This window comes from Variovorax atrisoli, from assembly GCF_014195185.1.
GTDB lineage: Bacteria > Pseudomonadota > Gammaproteobacteria > Burkholderiales > Burkholderiaceae_C > Variovorax > Variovorax atrisoli.
In genome coordinates this window covers 138141-152292 of the sequence record NZ_JACIBG010000006.1, presented here as the reverse complement: position 1 = coordinate 152292, position 14152 = coordinate 138141, and the positions used below count along the sequence as shown (strand labels likewise).

The window sequence follows — 14152 nt, the reverse complement described above, 5'->3', positions numbered from 1 at the left end:
CTGCTCCTTAACGTTGTTGCTGTCCGCGAACTTGTCCACCTTGAATCCTGCTGCACTTCAAGCAATGAGGATACAGCCGTTGGGGTCGTCCTTCCGGATTCAGACCATTTGCGGGCTGATGATCGGGAACCCAGTCGCCGCTCTTTGTTCCCGGGTCGCCGGCGCTACAGGTGTGGCATCCATCCCGATCTCCGATTTCGTTGATGGCATCTCGCTCTTCACGCGTGAAATCGCGCTCAGGACCACGTGCCGGGATAGAGTCACCTGCATTGGGGCCCGGCTCTAGTGTGTTCTTCTTTCCACCATCGCTCCCGTCTGAGAACATCCGATCACCAAGCCGCTTGCAGGCATCAACGACTCCTTGCGCGGCTTCTTGCAATTTCCGGCGACAGTTCGGATCGGCTTGGCAGAGTCCCAGGCCAAGTCCTCCCAACCCAAGTCCTTGAGCGATCTGCAGTCCGCTTGGGTCGGAGTATCGAAGCGGATTCGCATCCACGTAGCCGAATCGATTCCATCCGCCCGCCAGTCCAATCGGATCCGGTTGGCTGTACCTTCCTGTTCTCGCGTCGTAACTGCGGAAGTAGTTGTAGTAAAGACCCGACTCCTCATCCGCATACTGCCCCGGATATCGCAGGTTGAACTTGACCTGGGAGATGTTCGTGGTGCCAGGGTTGGGCGTGGTCTCCGTGTTGGCGAATCTGTTCTTTGCCGTGGTGGGCTTGTCTTCGCCAAAGGCGCTGTAGCCCCATTGCCAGACGGCCTGACCGTCTGCATTGGCGAGCTTTCGGGGGGTGTTCAAGTGATCGCTGTGGATGGCATAGGTAGTGCCATCGATGACGGCAGCGACGGGCATCGGTCCATTAGCCGTCGGCAAGTAGATGTACTGGCTCTGCCCCGCACTGTTGGTGCCGCCGCTGCCCACCTCCGCAATCAGCGTACCCTGCTCGTCATAGGTGTAGGCGTAGCCCAGTTGCTCCGCTTGTGTCGTACTCGGACTCCACAGCTTCGTGAAGAAGGTGATCAGGCTGGCCATAAAGCCAGGGTCGGCCTCATCGCCCTGTGTGGGCGGGTACAGCGGCTCCGTCTTAAACACCCGCTGACCCAGCGCGTTGTGCGCATAACGCGTGGTCGGGCTGACATCGGTAGCACCGGTGGTTGCCGCGGCCAAACGGCCTTCGGCATCGTAAGTGTAGCTGCGCAGGCCGTCGGTCAAGAGGTCGGCGTTGGCGTTGTAGCCGTAGGCAACGCTGGTACTGCTCGATCCGTTGATAGTTTGAGTGAAGCCCGTGAGCCGGTTGCTAGATGAGCCGACCGTGTATACGCGGTTAGTCTCCTGGCCGTTCAAGACTCGGGTGCTGCTGGATCGGTTGCCATTGGCGTCGTAGCCGAAGCTAGCGGTGTTGCCTGTGGCATTAAAGCTGGTGATGCGCCCCACGCTGTTGTAGCCCACGCTCCAGGTGACGTTCGCATTGGCGATGGTGCTATGGGTCGGGTCACTGTCGCCGGGCAGGTACAGGTTCTGCGTGAGGCTGGTGATGCGACCTGCGGCGTCATAGCCGTAGCTGCTGAACTCGGTGCTCGTGAGCCGGCCTGCGGTATCGTAGCTGCGGATGGCTGCAAGCTTCGGGTTACTGGACGTGAAGGCCCAAGTCCATGCGGTGGGCTGGCCCAGCGGGTTCCAGGCGATGCCACTGACCAGCGGGTTGCCGTTCCAGTTCAGGCCCGTGAGGCGGCCCGTGGCGTCGTAGACGTGGCTGAGGGTGCCACCGTTGGGATAGCCGATACTCGCCAGGGTGCCGTTGGGGTTGTAGGCGTAGCTGACCTGCTGGACGCTTCCATTGGCCAAGGTCTGCTTCTTGAGCGTGACCCGGCCGAAGGCATCCCGGGTGTACTCGGTGGTACCACTGCGGTCGATGATCTCCGAGAGATACCCCTTGCTGTTGGCCGTGAGGTCGTAGCGCAGGGTAGTGGTCTTGCCATCGCCGAAGACTACGCTGGTGGGTCGGCCCAACGCGTCGCGAACGATTGACGTGGCTTGGCCAAGAGCATCGGTAAACCGAACAGGCAAGCCAAGACCATCATATTCAGTAGATGAAGAACCAGAATCAGGACTTAGCTCGGTGACCGCGCCGCCCCAGGCATCGCGGTTGTACCAAGTGGTCAAGCCATTGAAGTCGGTGGCCTGCTTGATTGCATCGAAACGGTCGCGGTAAAAAGTAGCTGCGGCGTTTGAGGCGTCGGTAATGGTTTCCACCCGACGAAGGCCATCCAATTCATACTGGGTACTTTGGTTCAGTCCATTGGTCTTTGTCGTGAGATCGCCATTTGCATCGTAGGCAAATGAAGTCGCTTCGTTCGGACCTTTGACCTCTAAGGCAAGGCGGTTGAGGTTCGTGATGGTTCGCACGACGCTCCAAGCCACAGCACCACTCGAATCTTTGACTTGCTCAGAAGTGCGGTTGCCCATTGCATCGAGCGCAAAGATGCCACTTTCCCCTCGATTGTTACTCCAGCCGGTAAGGCGGTGAGCGGCATCGTATGTGTATGTGACCGTCATTCCTGTAGGCAACGTCGCCGTTTCGACGGCACCATAGGGTTTATAGGAAAAAGTGGTGGTTAAACCCCCAACAGTTTGAGTAAGGAGACGGTCACGTTCATCGTAGGTATAGGTGGTAATAAGGCCGTTCGGAGCCGTGTAGCCAATCAGACGATTAGCACCGTCGTAGCTATAGCTCTGAACAAGACCCAAAGCGTTCGTAATAGTTATCGCATTGCCGCGCGTGTCATACGAGTACTGCGTAACCGCGCCGTTGGGGGCCGTAGCAGTATCAACGAGACCCTGGCTGTTGTAGGTCCAGCTCGACAGTCGGGTCACACCAGACGAAGTGTCTTGTACCGCTCGGCTCAGAACATTGCCGAGTCCGTTGTATTGATAGGTGGTGAAGCGCGCCTCTTCATTGACGTATTCGGGAAGACTGAAAGAGGGGTGCAAATAGATTCGCGTTGTGCGAAATCCCGAGGCTTGTTCTGCCTCGAATTTCTGGGTGAGCACTCCGCGTGTCCAAGCGTACGTAGAACGCACCCCCTTGAAATCGGTCGCTGAAATTACATCGCCGAAGGTATTGAGAGTGCGTGTGGCTGCATCGGGTTCGCTGAGAGCCGAAGGTAACGAGCTTGTACCGACGCCGAATCGACCATTTGCGATCCGATACTGATAGGTCCGGCTCGTGCCAAGTGGGTCGACGATGGTTGCCGTATTCTGGCTAGGGTAAGTAACTTGGTAGCGGTCTACCAGTCCGGCAAGCGACGAATCGATTGCGCGCCCTCGGGTGTCGTACGAGAAAGTGGCGAATCGCGCTCCTGTCTCGTCGATCAGTCCAGTAAGCGCCTGAGGAAAGTTTGCGTCCTCGTAAAGGAATGCGCGGGACTTTCCGTCAGGATAGACAACAGCCGAGAGCCTGCCAGCAGCGTCATAAGCATATGAGACGCTACGAGCGTCAGCGCTGGTGACGCTAACCAGCTGTGAAGCGCTGTTGTACGAGAGATTGAGGCTTCGGCCGAAGTTATTGCTGATGGTCGCAAGCTGCCCCGCGCCGTTATAGGTGTAGTTTGTAGGCCAGCCGTTTCGAGTTGACGAAGTCTGCAGCCGTCCACTCGCGTCAAACACTAGGACGGCATCTTCGGGCGTCCGACGGTAGGTCCAGCTGCCATCGGCATTTTGCGCAAGCGTGTCATCGCTATTAATGGCCGTCCAAATCGCTGCATTGGTAGCCTTCGCGAACGTACGCCGAAAGCCTTCAGCGGTGAGAACCGTGACCTTTGTGGGGCCCGTTTGAGGCCAGGCCTTCAAGGTCGTAGCATGACTGTGATTCCAGGGTTTCCCCAAGGGTCCCTTCTCAACAGTGTCACTTGTGCCCCAGGTACTGCGATAGATCCGCGCAAACTCCAGCGGTGCAGGGCCACCGTCGGAGAAGTCCAGTTCGTACCGATACTTTTCTCCGGAAGCAGGAAGAATGGGGTTCGGCGTACACATCCCGGCTGCTCCACCGCCGCCCGGCGCAGGCTCCACCACCGGGACCACACATGCCCCTAGAGCAAAATCTTCCTCACGGCCACTTTCGCATATACAGCCTCCTCCATCTTCCATGCTGCCTGCGGGGCAAAATTCGACGCGCGTGGCAACAACGTACTCCACGATGACGCCGCCCCCGAATCCAACGAGGTCACAACGCACCCGATTCAAGCCTTGCGGGTCGTCAGGGTAGAAGTAGTAGCCCCGCAATGTGATTGGCAAAGTCGGGTATTTTTCTTGGTACAGCTTTACAGCTTTGGCGCATGCGTCCTGATAGGTCTTGTTAGGTGTGCGCGGGAATCCTTCCAAGCCATCGTCGGTAAACCACTGGCTTTGCTTGGGAAGTGCATTCGCAACCGTTGAGAAGAGCAAGAAGAATCCAACACAAAAGGCAAGAGCCACGCTGCCCAGCGAGCCAGCCGCACGCTTTCTTCTCATATTCCCTCCAAGGAATTAGTACTTTGAATTGCTTCAGCGCTCCTCGGTTGGCGGGAGGCACTGGCATGTACTTGGTACAAGTTGTTTCAGCCTAGCGGACATTCCGCTCGTTTCAAACAACTTTCGGATCTTTCCTTGGACTCCCCTTGAAGTTGAATATGAAAGTACGTCTAGGAGATAGACCGTATGTTGTCCATCAGCAACCATCGCTTCCTAAAGCCGCTGCCTTGCACTCATGGCTTCTTGTTAGCCGCAAGGATGCGGCGCAGGTGACGGGGAGTAATTTCGTAGTCACGTGCTAACTCGTGGAGATTGCGGCCGTTGAATCTCGCAAAGATCTCAGTGCGAATGCGATCTCTCTCTCGCGGGGTCTTCTTGGGAAGATAGACATGGGCGCCCCCCAGTCGCAAGACAATCCGATCAACTAGCGACGCTGCGGCGGCTTCGGGCATTGGAATACCAAAGCACCTCGCGACTGCACAGGCTTCCTCCTCAATGATTGCTAGTGGTTCGTCGGCGGGTGGGACAACGTCAGACATGGTCAATTCAGTTCAATGGGAGAGAAGATGTCGATGTCCTCTCTGGACAACGCAGCCGCCGGGCCGTGTGCAACGGTCGCCGACGTCACCTCAAATTCCAGTGCAGCGCCTGATGAATTCGGTGAAAGAGGCATAGTCGAGAAGAGATCGCGCGGAGGCTGCACCGACGCTTCAAGATCGGTCCACCGCTTATCCGCGTAGTTGTGCAGCCCCAGGCCGAAGGCCGCGTGCAATGCATAGTTCCTGTTGTCGAGCACCTCGTTGCGCGGCCTGCGCTTCACCCAGCGAAAAACTTCCTTGCCATTTACCTTTACGAGAATGCGCTGCTCAGCCGTGAGCTGCTCAAACCACTCGCGCGGCAACTCCGAACTAAAGTGGATGAAGCCCGGGCCAGGCTGCTCGATGGCGAGCTGCCCGAGCAGCAGATCCTTCGCCGTATCAACGCCGACGTTCCAAAGCTTGATGCCGTTGGGAATCTTCTTCCCGTTAAACCGTACCTCTTGCGGACTGCTCGGCCCGAGCACTGGCACGTTCTCTTCGCCGCGCCCCTTCACTGCGCGTAGCTTGGGCAACAGGTGCTGCGTCTTGCGCACCCAGTTGTAGACCGCCTGCGTCTGGTCGCTCGAATCGATGGAGATAGCACTCAGACCCAGCGAGCCACCGTGCCAGGCTTGCACATAGCGACTCGAGAGGTAGGCCGTCACCGGCGCCCAGTCGTCTTCAGACGCGGGATTGCCGTAGATGACATGGTGCTCGACGTGCCATGACTCGAGTCCGCGGCCCCATGCCCATACGTCGATCTCCCAACGGTCACGCTGCACGTCCACGCCAGCCGTGAGCACGAGGCCGCCGGCGGGTACGGTCCTGAGCGCATAGGGCTCGGCACGCAACTGCAGGGCGTGCTCATCGGTGCGCTCGCCGACGACCTCCCATGTCTCGCCGAGCGTCTCATTGACGAAGAGCTGCATCGGACCGGCATCGCCACGCGCGAGAGCGTCGCACGCTTCTTCGAATTCCTTGACGATGCTTTCCCAGGTGCGCTGCGGGCTGTACGCCGCCCACACATGCAGGCCGAGGCTTTGCGGCGGGCGCGTCGGCATGCCGGTGGCATCGCGCCAGATGCGATCAGGCCCGAAGGTCTTGCCGGTCTTCTCGCACACCCAGCGGCCGGGCATGGGCAGGCCGCCTTGCAGGAAGTCGCTCTGTCGAATCGGCTTGCGGCAGTGCGGGCAGACATGCCGCACGCTGGCCGGATTGCCGCGCTCCCATTTGAAGCCGTGGAGCTTTTCCTTGCCACCCCACGAGAGCGGGTGCTCGACGCCGCAGTGCTTGCAGTCGATGTAGAAGCGAACGAAGCCAGCCGCATTCAGCGCAGCGCGCTCGACGTGACACAGGCCCTTCACGCCAGGAGTGGAGCCGCCGACGAACTTCGGATAAGGCGCGCCCTCAAGACGGCCTTTCGCAAGACCGCCCGGGTCGCCGGACTTCTCGATGGTCTGATCGAAGGCCGACCACTCGTCGAGGATCGAGATGGCCACGGTGATGCGGCGATATGCGCGCTTGGCCTTGCCGCCCAGCAGGTGAAGCACGCTGTCGCGAAACTTCTTCATCTTGATGGTGTCGTCGTTGCCGCCGCCCTTGCGGCGAGCCGCCTGCACGGACGGCACACCGTCGCGCGCATCGAGGATTGGGTCGATCTCGCTCTTGACGTAGCTATCTCGGTCGTCGTCTGTCGGTTGCCAGAGCGCCTGTTTGCGGCGGCGGTGCGCGATGTTGTAGGCGACGAAGGCGGTAATCATCTTTGTGTAGCCGACACGCTTCGACTTCATCACATCGAGTTCTTCGATGCGGTCGTCACTCATGAAGTCGAGGATGCCGACTTGAAACGACCATGCGATCCATCCGCCCTTCTGGTGCGAGCTTTCGCCGGCGAGCTTGAAGTGATCGGCGGCCCATTCGCTCAGCGTCTGGAAGACCTCGGCGCGCAGGCTGCCGAGGCCGAGAGTCACGGCGTGAAGCACTGCCGTGAATGTTTCACGCGAAACGTGTGCGGCCATCAGGTCGATGCCTCCGAATGCTCTTCGAGTGCGGCGACGCCGCCGTCTGCGCTCTCGTCTTCGTCCGCCTCACGGCTCATCCTGTCCAGCTCCGACGCGACGAGTTTCTCCGTGGACCGAATCCATTCGTTGCGCGCATTGGCGATCACCTGCTGCAGCGTGGCCTTCGCTTCATCGGGCAAATCCGGACATGCTTTGCGCAGCGCGCCCTCCAGTTGCTCGAAGCGATCAACGACTGCGCTCGACGCCATGCCGAGCACGTCCGCAAGCAGGCCGATAGGCGCGAACTCGCCACGGGCCACAGCGTTCTTGATCTCCTGCGCCTCGCGCTGACTGCGAGCGAGCGCGGCGCGCTCCTGCACGAGGTCGAGTCCGCCCAGCTCTCCCGATGCGCGGCCGGCAGCGACCTCGCGCAGCCGCTCGCAGTAGGCGAGCAGCCATGCGTGAGCCGACTGGCCGCGCTCGATCACGCCTTCGGCAACCAACTGGCTGACCTTTGCCTCGCTCACGCCGATGAGGGCCGCGAACTCGGCCTGCGTGATGCCGACTCCCATAGCCTCAACCACCTTCACTTAACCCCCTTAGCAAGCTCGGTGAACAGCCCGAGCACGCGGTTCGAATTACCCGTATCGCGCACCTCCCAGAAGGACCCGGCCGGCGCCCCAAGGCGCCCCACGATGGTGCGGGGGCGAGGGTGCGCGCGACGGGGAGACATGACGTGGCCTCCCCTCATTCGCCCACCATCTGCCGGATGCGGAAGCGGATGCGCCGCTCGATGTACGGCTGCAGGTCGGCACGCTCTGCTACGCGCTCGCGGCTAATGCGCGCCTCGTACGTTGCGTTGCGTACGAACATGAGCACCGGCCGCACGATGACGCCCTGCGTGCCCGTCGCAGCCCAGATGCCAGGCGCAAGATGCCGCGTGGGACCACCGCGAAGGCGACCGTACGCAACGAAGAAGCGGACGCCCTCTCGGCCTTTCGTCCCCTTGTGCAGACGGGCCTTGCTCCTGTCCGTCATGTTGGCCCGATAGCCCTGCTCGCCCAGCGCCTGGAAGTACGACAGCAACCGCACGAGAAAGCTGCCGCGCACATTGCCCCGCCCGTCATCGCTGCCCGGGAAAGGCGCTGCGGGCATGGCCGTCTGATACCCGGCCGGGAGGATGCCGATGCGGCGCAGGGCCAGTTCGCTGCGCTTGTCGCGCCGTGGTCCGCCGAACTCCTGCGCCTGAAGAATCTTTTGCGGGTCCACGCCCTTGCCGCCGAAGTACGTCGGCTCGATGTCCACGCTCAAGCGGTCGGGCGTTGCCTTGCGCACGTACACGCTCTTGAGGATGTAGGCGGTGGGCCGGTCGAACTGGTCGCTCATCTCGCGCTGCCACTCGCGCCGCACGCGAAAGCCGCCGTCGTTCAAGCCCTCGGCGTATGCCTGCTTAGCCTGTTGACTGGACAGCTTGGCGAGCTGACGCTGCACGCTGGCGAGGCCGCTATCGAATGTCATCGTTAGGCGCATCCGGCCTCCCTTCCTTCTGCTGCGCGTCGCACGCGCTCCGTGAATGCCGGGTAGCTCGGCCCCCTGCCCAGCGAGAACGCTGCCTCGTCCCATGCGGGGATGCCTAGCTCGCGGGCCTTCGCATCGATGCCTGCGCGTGTCTCGTCCCATCCTCGGCCCGTCGCGCCAGCAGTAGCCGGCTCATCGCGCCAACGCTCATTGCGAAGCCAGGTCGCGAACTCGGGCACGAACTCGCCGCCGTCCTTCGTCCACCTCTTGCCAAGCCTTTGTGCCTCGATGGCCGAGCGCATGGCCTGCTGCAGCGCGGTGCTCGGCGCGAGCCGGCGGTATCGCCGCTCTGCCTTTGCCCGGTTGTCGTGGTTCGGGTAGATCGCCCAAAGGGCTTCGAACCCGTCCGCCCCCCCATCGGGGGGTAGGGGGGTATGGTTCTTGATGGTTCCTGAAGATTCGGGTGACATAGCTGTGTCACCCGTCGCGTCACCGGTGACACCCCTCGCGTCACGGGTGACACCCCTCTCCCCTTCGCCAACGGGTGTCACTTTGTCACCCGTGTGGACAACCTCATGCGGCGCGAGGGGTGTCAATGTGTCACCCGTCCCCGGTTCAGGCGAATCCTCGACGGGTGTCACTTTGACACCCGTCTTCGGAAGCTCTGCGCCGGCAACCCAGGCGGGGCAAACGCGGTATTCGTTCGTCGCGCCAGGACGGCCCGTGGCCGTACGAACCTGCTCCAGCCAGCCCGAGGCCAGCATCTTTGCGATCTGCCGCTGCACGGTGCGCCGGCTCTGCCGCGTCTTGCGCGCCAGCTCGTCGAGCGAGGGCCAGATGCGCGCGCCATCGTCGTTCGCGTGGTCAGCCATCGCGAGCGCGAGCAGCATCTCGCTACCGCCCTCGGGGTAGCGCTCGAAAATCATCGACATCAGGCGGATGCTCATGGGATCGCGCACCCTCCTCGTCTGGCAAACCGATGTCTCACGTCGTCGGCGCCTTCCGCACACGCGAGCGAAGCATCGAGAGGGTGTGCCCCACCGATGCGACGGCTTCCTGCCCGTGGTAGTCCGCACGCCGCATCTCGTTGCCCGTCACGAACCGCGTGCCGTCGCCTACGGCGTCTGCAACCGCGCGCGTGAAGTCGGCGAACTCGCAGTGCATGCGCATGATGGTCTCGACGGGATTGCCTTCGGCCTGCGGCGGCGTGGCGAGCGTGGCGGTGTGGCCCAGCTCGTCCGCCATCGCATGCAGCAGCGCAAAGTTGCCCGTCGCGCGCTGCAGCTCGATGGCTTCGCGCAGCGAAAGGTGATGCGTCTTGTTCTTCAGATTGACCTTGTGCGCGAGCGTGTTCGCGCTCATGTTCATGCGCTTCGCAAGGACTTCGATACCCGGCTCGAAGCCGTACACCGTGTTGTAGGCAACCTCGGCAACGCTCTGCCCCTGCACTCTGGCGGGCAAGGCTTCGTCTGCGCCATAGGCAATGCCATCGGGAATTGAGACAGTCACTCCCATGCAAACCTCAGATGAAACAGGCCATCGCGCCGCCAGCGCAACAACCCAGGCGCCCACGCTCGAAGAGCGAATGGGAGCTGTTGAAAACTTCCTGCAGCAGCTCGTATTGCTGCTGGAGGTCGAGCCAGAACTGACGCGCGAGAACATCTCGGCGTGGATTGAGCTAACCAACAAGTGCGCCACCGCTCACGGTCTGCAGTCGTCGCGCGAGCGTGCGGCGATGGATTGGCTTTGCGGGCGCGTGTTTTCGTCCGCCGTAGACGTGTTGCGGCCGGCGCCCGGGCGGCCATCCTGAGCCCATCAGCTTTATGCACGCGCCGCGCCCTCTTCCTGCGCATCGCCGACAGGAGGCCAGCCGCGAACATGACGCCATGGCACATCGGGCCGGATGGCCTCGCAATGCACGACGCTACCCTTCGCCCTTGTCGCCCCCTCTAGCGCGGGGCAATGCTCTGCCGGCACCAAACCCACCTTGAGCCAATGCGAGAAGTGCCCCTGGGTCTTGCCGCATGCAGCTCCCGCTGCCGCCTGGCTGCCCATCACGGCAGCGATGCGCAGCAGCACCTCGCGCGTCCGTTCGCGGGAGGCTTCATCTTCCGGGCTTGGTTGTTTTGGCTTGCTCATACAAGCCTGTTTGTAACTGACTACAAATGAATTTGCAACCCCAGCGACAAACCCGTTTGTACCATTCGACGGTGAACGACCGTGCGCCCCCCACTTCTCCGAGCGATCCCTCCGACCTCTCAACCTATGCGGGGCGGTTGCGTTTTGCCATGGAGAAAAGAGGCCAGAGCAACCAAAGCACGCTGGCGCGGGCAGTTGGGGTTAAGCCACAAGCCATTCAGTACCTGCTCGATCCACGCAACAGCGCTACTGGAAGCAAACACACGGTTGCGCTCGCGGGCGCGCTTTCGATTAGTTCGCGGTGGCTCGCTACTGGCGAGGGCTTGATGGACGAAACGCTGCCAACCAACGACAGCACGTTTGCGCCAGCCATCCCCGACGACGCGATTACTGTAGCTGCAACCAAGTTTCGTCCGATTTGGGTCCTTGGCAAGGGTGCCGGAGGTCTACCCGAGCGCATATGGACAGACGGCGACTATCCTGTGGGCATGACGGATGAATACGGATTGGTGGCGAGCGCGGACCCTCACGCATTCCTCGTTCGCGTATCCGGCCGCAGCATGATTCCGGTCTACAACCCCGGGCACTTCGCTCTCGTGGAGCCAGGCACCGAACCGGAACTTGAGGACGACGTGCTTGTTCGCCTACAAAGTGGCGAAACCATGATTAAGCGGCTGGTGTCGCGCCGCGATGGGTATCGCTTCAGCAGCTACAACGATCCAGAAGTGATGTTCTATGAGCCCTCCGAGGTGACTTGGATTTACTACATCGCCCACCCCGTACCTCGGCGACGAATCAAACGGCTAGATAGCAGCGCGTGAAGACCTGGGCCTTCATCGGAATGCTCACTGCGAGCCTGAACGCAGGCGCGCAGGTCGCCTGCACGATGCCTAATGGCCGCACCATCACTCTGAGCCTTACCCACACATGCCCCGCCGGGGCCATCGGAGCGAAGTCGCTTGACGGCCAACCGGTTCAGATAGCGCAGCCGATACCAAGCGCTCCACAAAGCCCGCCCGCAAAGCCCTCACCCGCAGTCGCCGCACCGGCGGCCAGCGCTAAACCAACGGTGCGCGCTGATGGGTCGCACATCGTCAGTCGCGGATCGTCGGCGGGCTGCGCGAGTAAGGAGGCTTACGAGCAACTCACGAAGATTGCTGTCCAAGGCGACAAGGAGGCATTCACAAAGGCACTCGCCGCCGGCGTTCTGTCGGGACAGTGCGTGATCTTCAAACGCGGCCAGGTCGTGTTTATCGACGACACATCCATCTTTTCCGGTCTCGTTCGGCTGCGTCCGCAAGGTCAAGTGCAGGCCTATTGGACCGCCATGGAAACGATTTCTACAAACTGACATGTAGAACTACAAAGCAGCTTGTTGACACGCACTACAAACTGATTTGTAATCCGTCCATCTCAACTCGGAGATGGACATGGCAACTCGCCGCTATCGCTGCTACTACACCCCTCGGGATGCCCACGGGCACCTGAACCCCTCGGACACCGGCGCCGCGCCGTTCGTCCAATTCCACGCCACCAGCGCCACACGGGCCGCCGACATCGCGCACCGCATCACCGGGTGTCCGGTGCTCGATACCGTGCGCATAGAGGGCTGACGCCGTGGCCCGCGCACAAACCAACCACGCGACCGCCGGCCGCCCGTCGCCGTTCGTCGCCACCCGCGCCGCGCGCGTCGAAATCTGGATGCGCACCACCGGCCGCCGGCGCCAGGCGTTCTATCGCTGCAAGCTCGCTGGCGTCACGACGTGGCAGGCCATGGGCGTGCCGCTGGCACTGAAGGCCCTCAAGGCTGGAAGCATCGACCTCCCCGGCCTCGCTGATGCAGCCGTCGAGAGCTACGAGGAAGAGGAAGCGCCGGTGCATCCGATGGCCGCCGACTTCGCGGAGCGTGCTCGCGCTCTCAACAGCGACATCGACGCCCTGAACCCGTCCGCGCGAGGTGACGCATGAACGCCCCGCGAAAGATCAACGTCGAGAGCGTCGCCGAGCTGAAGGCGCAGCTTGCAGCAGCCCTCGCAGCGAAGGCCATCGCGGAGGCGATCGCCTGCTATCAGGAAGCCGGCTATGGCTCGCTCGTGACCGAGCCGCTTCACGACGCGCTGGCGAACGTCAACTTCTCGCTGCGGCAGGTGAAGTCGTGAGCGGCGCACACCCCACACCCGGCCCGGCTGCCCGCAGCAATCGCGCCGACGTGCGCAATCCGATGCTGAAGCTGCCAGAGGTGCGCAATGAATTCGATGCGCTCCCACCCGAAGCGCGTGCCGCGCTCGTGACGATGCTTCGCGTGGTCAGCCGTCTGTGCCGCGAGAACGCCGTGCATGCGTACAAGACGCGCAAGCCTCCAATGTTCACGTACTGGCAAGGCCTTGCCGTCAACACGCGGCACCTCGCGCTCGCCGGCCGCACCACGGCCAAGAAGACTCGCGGGAGCTAAGCGCGTGGCTTTCCTATTCCGCTGCCCCGAGTGCCGCACGCGCCGCCGCGACCATGGGCTGTTCACGCAGCACCTGCGCGCGACCGGCCATCGCCTGTGCCGGTGCGGCGGATACCACTACGAGCACCGCCCGGGTTCGCCGTACTGCGAGCGCAACCCGATGAGCGCGGCCCTGCTCGCGAGCCGGTACGGCGCCTCTGACGAAGAGGTGTTCGACATCGCGCTCGAAATCGCCCTCACCGCCCCGGGCCGCGCACTCGCGGCCTGCCCTTTCTGAAAGGCCGGCCATGCGCTCGACCTCTCTCCACGAAACCGGCAATGGCCTCATGAGGACATCGCCAGTCGCGCCCATTCCGGGCTTCCTCGCGACCGCTGCAGCGCTGGCGGTCTTCATCGTCCTGCCCATCGTGATCGCCGCGATGTGCGTCTACGGCTGGAGCACTCCATGATCGTGATTACCCACCCTCGCCCGCGCCGGCCCAAGCAGCCGCAGCGCACCGGTCCGATCGGCGGCCTCGCCGATGACCGCTTCCACTACACGCCGGCCGTCGCCACCGACATCCGCAAGACCTTCAAGCGCATCCGCGCTGAGATGCAGCGAGGTGCGCAGCGATGACGACGACCACGACAGGGCTCTTCTTCGTGGGCAAGGACCACCCCACGCGGCCCGCCGTCAGCGAGCACACGAACAACGACGGCGCCTTCGTCCTGAAGATGCGCGTCGTAGACAACCAAGGCCCCCGCGCGGTCGAGGTCTACGTGGTGCGCTGGGTCGGCCCCGAGGCCGCCGCATGGCGCGCGAAGCATCGCAGCCTAAAGGCCGGCGATGCGCTGCGCTTGGTGCTCACGAACCCGCGCTCGATGCCAGGCGCGCACGCGCCCGAAATCCACGCCGCCATCACCTCGTGCGAGCTGCTGCCCGCACGCGCTCCCGCGCCGGCCCACGCCGCCTAGC

At 62.2% G+C, this 14152-nt stretch carries 19 protein-coding genes; 11 read left to right on the top strand and 8 right to left on the bottom strand.

From position 1 onward, the window contains the following. Positions 1-7: 7 nt before the first annotated feature. The 7 genes from FHY06_RS21290 to FHY06_RS21260 form a co-directional block, all read right to left on the bottom strand. Entirely contained in the window at positions 8-4510 is a 4503-nt protein-coding gene (locus tag FHY06_RS21290) for an RHS repeat-associated core domain-containing protein (protein ID WP_145760845.1), read from the bottom strand. 233 nt (positions 4511-4743) lie between these two features. Next, positions 4744-4962 (bottom strand): Mor transcription activator family protein, encoded by a 219-nt coding sequence (locus FHY06_RS35160; RefSeq protein WP_409327463.1) that lies wholly within the window; start codon positions 4960-4962, stop codon positions 4744-4746. Positions 4963-5051: 89 nt separating this feature from the next. Continuing rightward, positions 5052-7106 carry a phage terminase large subunit family protein gene (locus tag FHY06_RS21280; RefSeq protein ID WP_145760847.1) on the bottom strand — a complete coding sequence of 685 codons (2055 nt, stop codon included), beginning with the start codon at positions 7104-7106 and terminating at the stop codon, positions 5052-5054. Then, positions 7106-7660: a hypothetical protein gene (locus FHY06_RS21275; RefSeq protein ID WP_260310562.1), complete on the bottom strand. Its 555-nt coding sequence runs from the start codon at positions 7658-7660 to the stop codon at positions 7106-7108. Before FHY06_RS21275 ends, FHY06_RS21280 begins: the two co-directional genes overlap by 1 nt. Before the next feature lie 175 nt (positions 7661-7835). Continuing rightward, entirely contained in the window at positions 7836-8606 is a 771-nt protein-coding gene (locus FHY06_RS21270) for a hypothetical protein (protein WP_260310561.1), read from the bottom strand. 2 nt (positions 8607-8608) lie between these two features. Further along, the gene (locus FHY06_RS21265) at positions 8609-9553 is read right to left on the bottom strand and encodes a helix-turn-helix domain-containing protein (RefSeq protein ID WP_145760849.1); all 945 of its coding nucleotides are present in this window, start codon (positions 9551-9553) and stop codon (positions 8609-8611) included. Positions 9554-9590: 37 nt separating this feature from the next. Continuing rightward, on the bottom strand, positions 9591-10067 hold the full coding sequence (locus tag FHY06_RS21260; RefSeq protein WP_126182970.1) for a phage regulatory CII family protein: 477 nt from the start codon (positions 10065-10067) through the stop codon (positions 9591-9593). Between the two features lie 52 nt (positions 10068-10119). Between FHY06_RS21260 and FHY06_RS21255 the strand changes: the two genes are divergently transcribed. Continuing rightward, on the top strand, positions 10120-10416 hold the full coding sequence (locus FHY06_RS21255; protein WP_145760850.1) for a hypothetical protein: 297 nt from the start codon (positions 10120-10122) through the stop codon (positions 10414-10416). A gap of 11 nt (positions 10417-10427) precedes the next feature. Here the strand turns inward: FHY06_RS21255 and FHY06_RS21250 are convergent, their stop codons facing one another. After that, positions 10428-10745, bottom strand: a complete 318-nt coding sequence (locus FHY06_RS21250) for a transcriptional regulator (protein WP_145760851.1) — start codon at positions 10743-10745, stop codon at positions 10428-10430. Positions 10746-10771: 26 nt separating this feature from the next. Between FHY06_RS21250 and FHY06_RS21245 the strand changes: the two genes are divergently transcribed. From FHY06_RS21245 to FHY06_RS21205, 10 genes are all read left to right on the top strand, one after another. Beyond that, complete coding sequence (locus FHY06_RS21245; RefSeq protein ID WP_145760852.1) at positions 10772-11566, top strand: S24 family peptidase; 795 nt, start codon at positions 10772-10774, stop codon at positions 11564-11566. After that, entirely contained in the window at positions 11563-12096 is a 534-nt protein-coding gene (locus FHY06_RS21240) for a hypothetical protein (RefSeq protein WP_145760853.1), read from the top strand. The genes FHY06_RS21245 and FHY06_RS21240 overlap by 4 nt, the downstream gene beginning before the upstream one ends. 73 nt (positions 12097-12169) lie before the next feature. After that, entirely contained in the window at positions 12170-12358 is a 189-nt protein-coding gene (locus tag FHY06_RS21235; RefSeq protein WP_145760854.1) for a hypothetical protein, read from the top strand. Between the two features lie 4 nt (positions 12359-12362). Next, entirely contained in the window at positions 12363-12713 is a 351-nt protein-coding gene (locus tag FHY06_RS21230) for a hypothetical protein (protein WP_145760855.1), read from the top strand. After that, the gene (locus FHY06_RS21225; protein WP_145760856.1) at positions 12710-12904 is read left to right on the top strand and encodes a hypothetical protein; all 195 of its coding nucleotides are present in this window, start codon (positions 12710-12712) and stop codon (positions 12902-12904) included. Before FHY06_RS21230 ends, FHY06_RS21225 begins: the two co-directional genes overlap by 4 nt. Beyond that, the gene (locus FHY06_RS21220) at positions 12901-13197 is read left to right on the top strand and encodes a hypothetical protein (RefSeq protein WP_145760857.1); all 297 of its coding nucleotides are present in this window, start codon (positions 12901-12903) and stop codon (positions 13195-13197) included. Before FHY06_RS21225 ends, FHY06_RS21220 begins: the two co-directional genes overlap by 4 nt. Positions 13198-13201: 4 nt before the next feature. Next, a complete protein-coding gene (locus tag FHY06_RS21215) occupies positions 13202-13474 on the top strand; it encodes a hypothetical protein (RefSeq protein WP_145760858.1) in 273 nt (90 codons plus the stop codon). A 49-nt stretch (positions 13475-13523) separates the two neighbouring features. Then, positions 13524-13646 carry a hypothetical protein gene (locus FHY06_RS34890; protein WP_260310560.1) on the top strand — a complete coding sequence of 41 codons (123 nt, stop codon included), beginning with the start codon at positions 13524-13526 and terminating at the stop codon, positions 13644-13646. After that, complete coding sequence (locus FHY06_RS21210; protein WP_184606243.1) at positions 13643-13813, top strand: hypothetical protein; 171 nt, start codon at positions 13643-13645, stop codon at positions 13811-13813. Before FHY06_RS34890 ends, FHY06_RS21210 begins: the two co-directional genes overlap by 4 nt. Next, a complete protein-coding gene (locus FHY06_RS21205) occupies positions 13810-14151 on the top strand; it encodes a hypothetical protein (protein WP_145760859.1) in 342 nt (113 codons plus the stop codon). The genes FHY06_RS21210 and FHY06_RS21205 overlap by 4 nt, the downstream gene beginning before the upstream one ends. The last annotated feature ends 1 nt before the right edge of the window (position 14152 follow it).

What these genes read in the sequence shown, in the direction of transcription:
- FHY06_RS21225 (WP_145760856.1), top strand. Translation starts at nt 12,710, where the DNA reads ATGAACGCCCCGCGAAAGATCAACGTCGAGAGCGTCGCCGAGCTGAAG.
- FHY06_RS35160 (WP_409327463.1), bottom strand. Translation starts at nt 4,962, where the DNA reads ATGCCCGAAGCCGCCGCAGCGTCGCTAGTTGATCGGATTGTCTTGCGA.
- FHY06_RS21265 (WP_145760849.1), bottom strand. Translation starts at nt 9,553, where the DNA reads ATGAGCATCCGCCTGATGTCGATGATTTTCGAGCGCTACCCCGAGGGC.
- FHY06_RS21270 (WP_260310561.1), bottom strand. Translation starts at nt 8,606, where the DNA reads ATGACATTCGATAGCGGCCTCGCCAGCGTGCAGCGTCAGCTCGCCAAG.
- FHY06_RS34890 (WP_260310560.1), top strand. Translation starts at nt 13,524, where the DNA reads ATGAGGACATCGCCAGTCGCGCCCATTCCGGGCTTCCTCGCGACCGCT.
- FHY06_RS21245 (WP_145760852.1), top strand. Translation starts at nt 10,772, where the DNA reads ATGAATTTGCAACCCCAGCGACAAACCCGTTTGTACCATTCGACGGTG.
- FHY06_RS21255 (WP_145760850.1), top strand. Translation starts at nt 10,120, where the DNA reads ATGCAAACCTCAGATGAAACAGGCCATCGCGCCGCCAGCGCAACAACC.
- FHY06_RS21290 (WP_145760845.1), bottom strand. Translation starts at nt 4,510, where the DNA reads ATGAGAAGAAAGCGTGCGGCTGGCTCGCTGGGCAGCGTGGCTCTTGCC.
- FHY06_RS21235 (WP_145760854.1), top strand. Translation starts at nt 12,170, where the DNA reads ATGGACATGGCAACTCGCCGCTATCGCTGCTACTACACCCCTCGGGAT.
- FHY06_RS21205 (WP_145760859.1), top strand. Translation starts at nt 13,810, where the DNA reads ATGACGACGACCACGACAGGGCTCTTCTTCGTGGGCAAGGACCACCCC.
- FHY06_RS21275 (WP_260310562.1), bottom strand. Translation starts at nt 7,660, where the DNA reads ATGGGAGTCGGCATCACGCAGGCCGAGTTCGCGGCCCTCATCGGCGTG.
- FHY06_RS21250 (WP_145760851.1), bottom strand. Translation starts at nt 10,745, where the DNA reads ATGAGCAAGCCAAAACAACCAAGCCCGGAAGATGAAGCCTCCCGCGAA.
- FHY06_RS21280 (WP_145760847.1), bottom strand. Translation starts at nt 7,106, where the DNA reads ATGGCCGCACACGTTTCGCGTGAAACATTCACGGCAGTGCTTCACGCC.
- FHY06_RS21210 (WP_184606243.1), top strand. Translation starts at nt 13,643, where the DNA reads ATGATCGTGATTACCCACCCTCGCCCGCGCCGGCCCAAGCAGCCGCAG.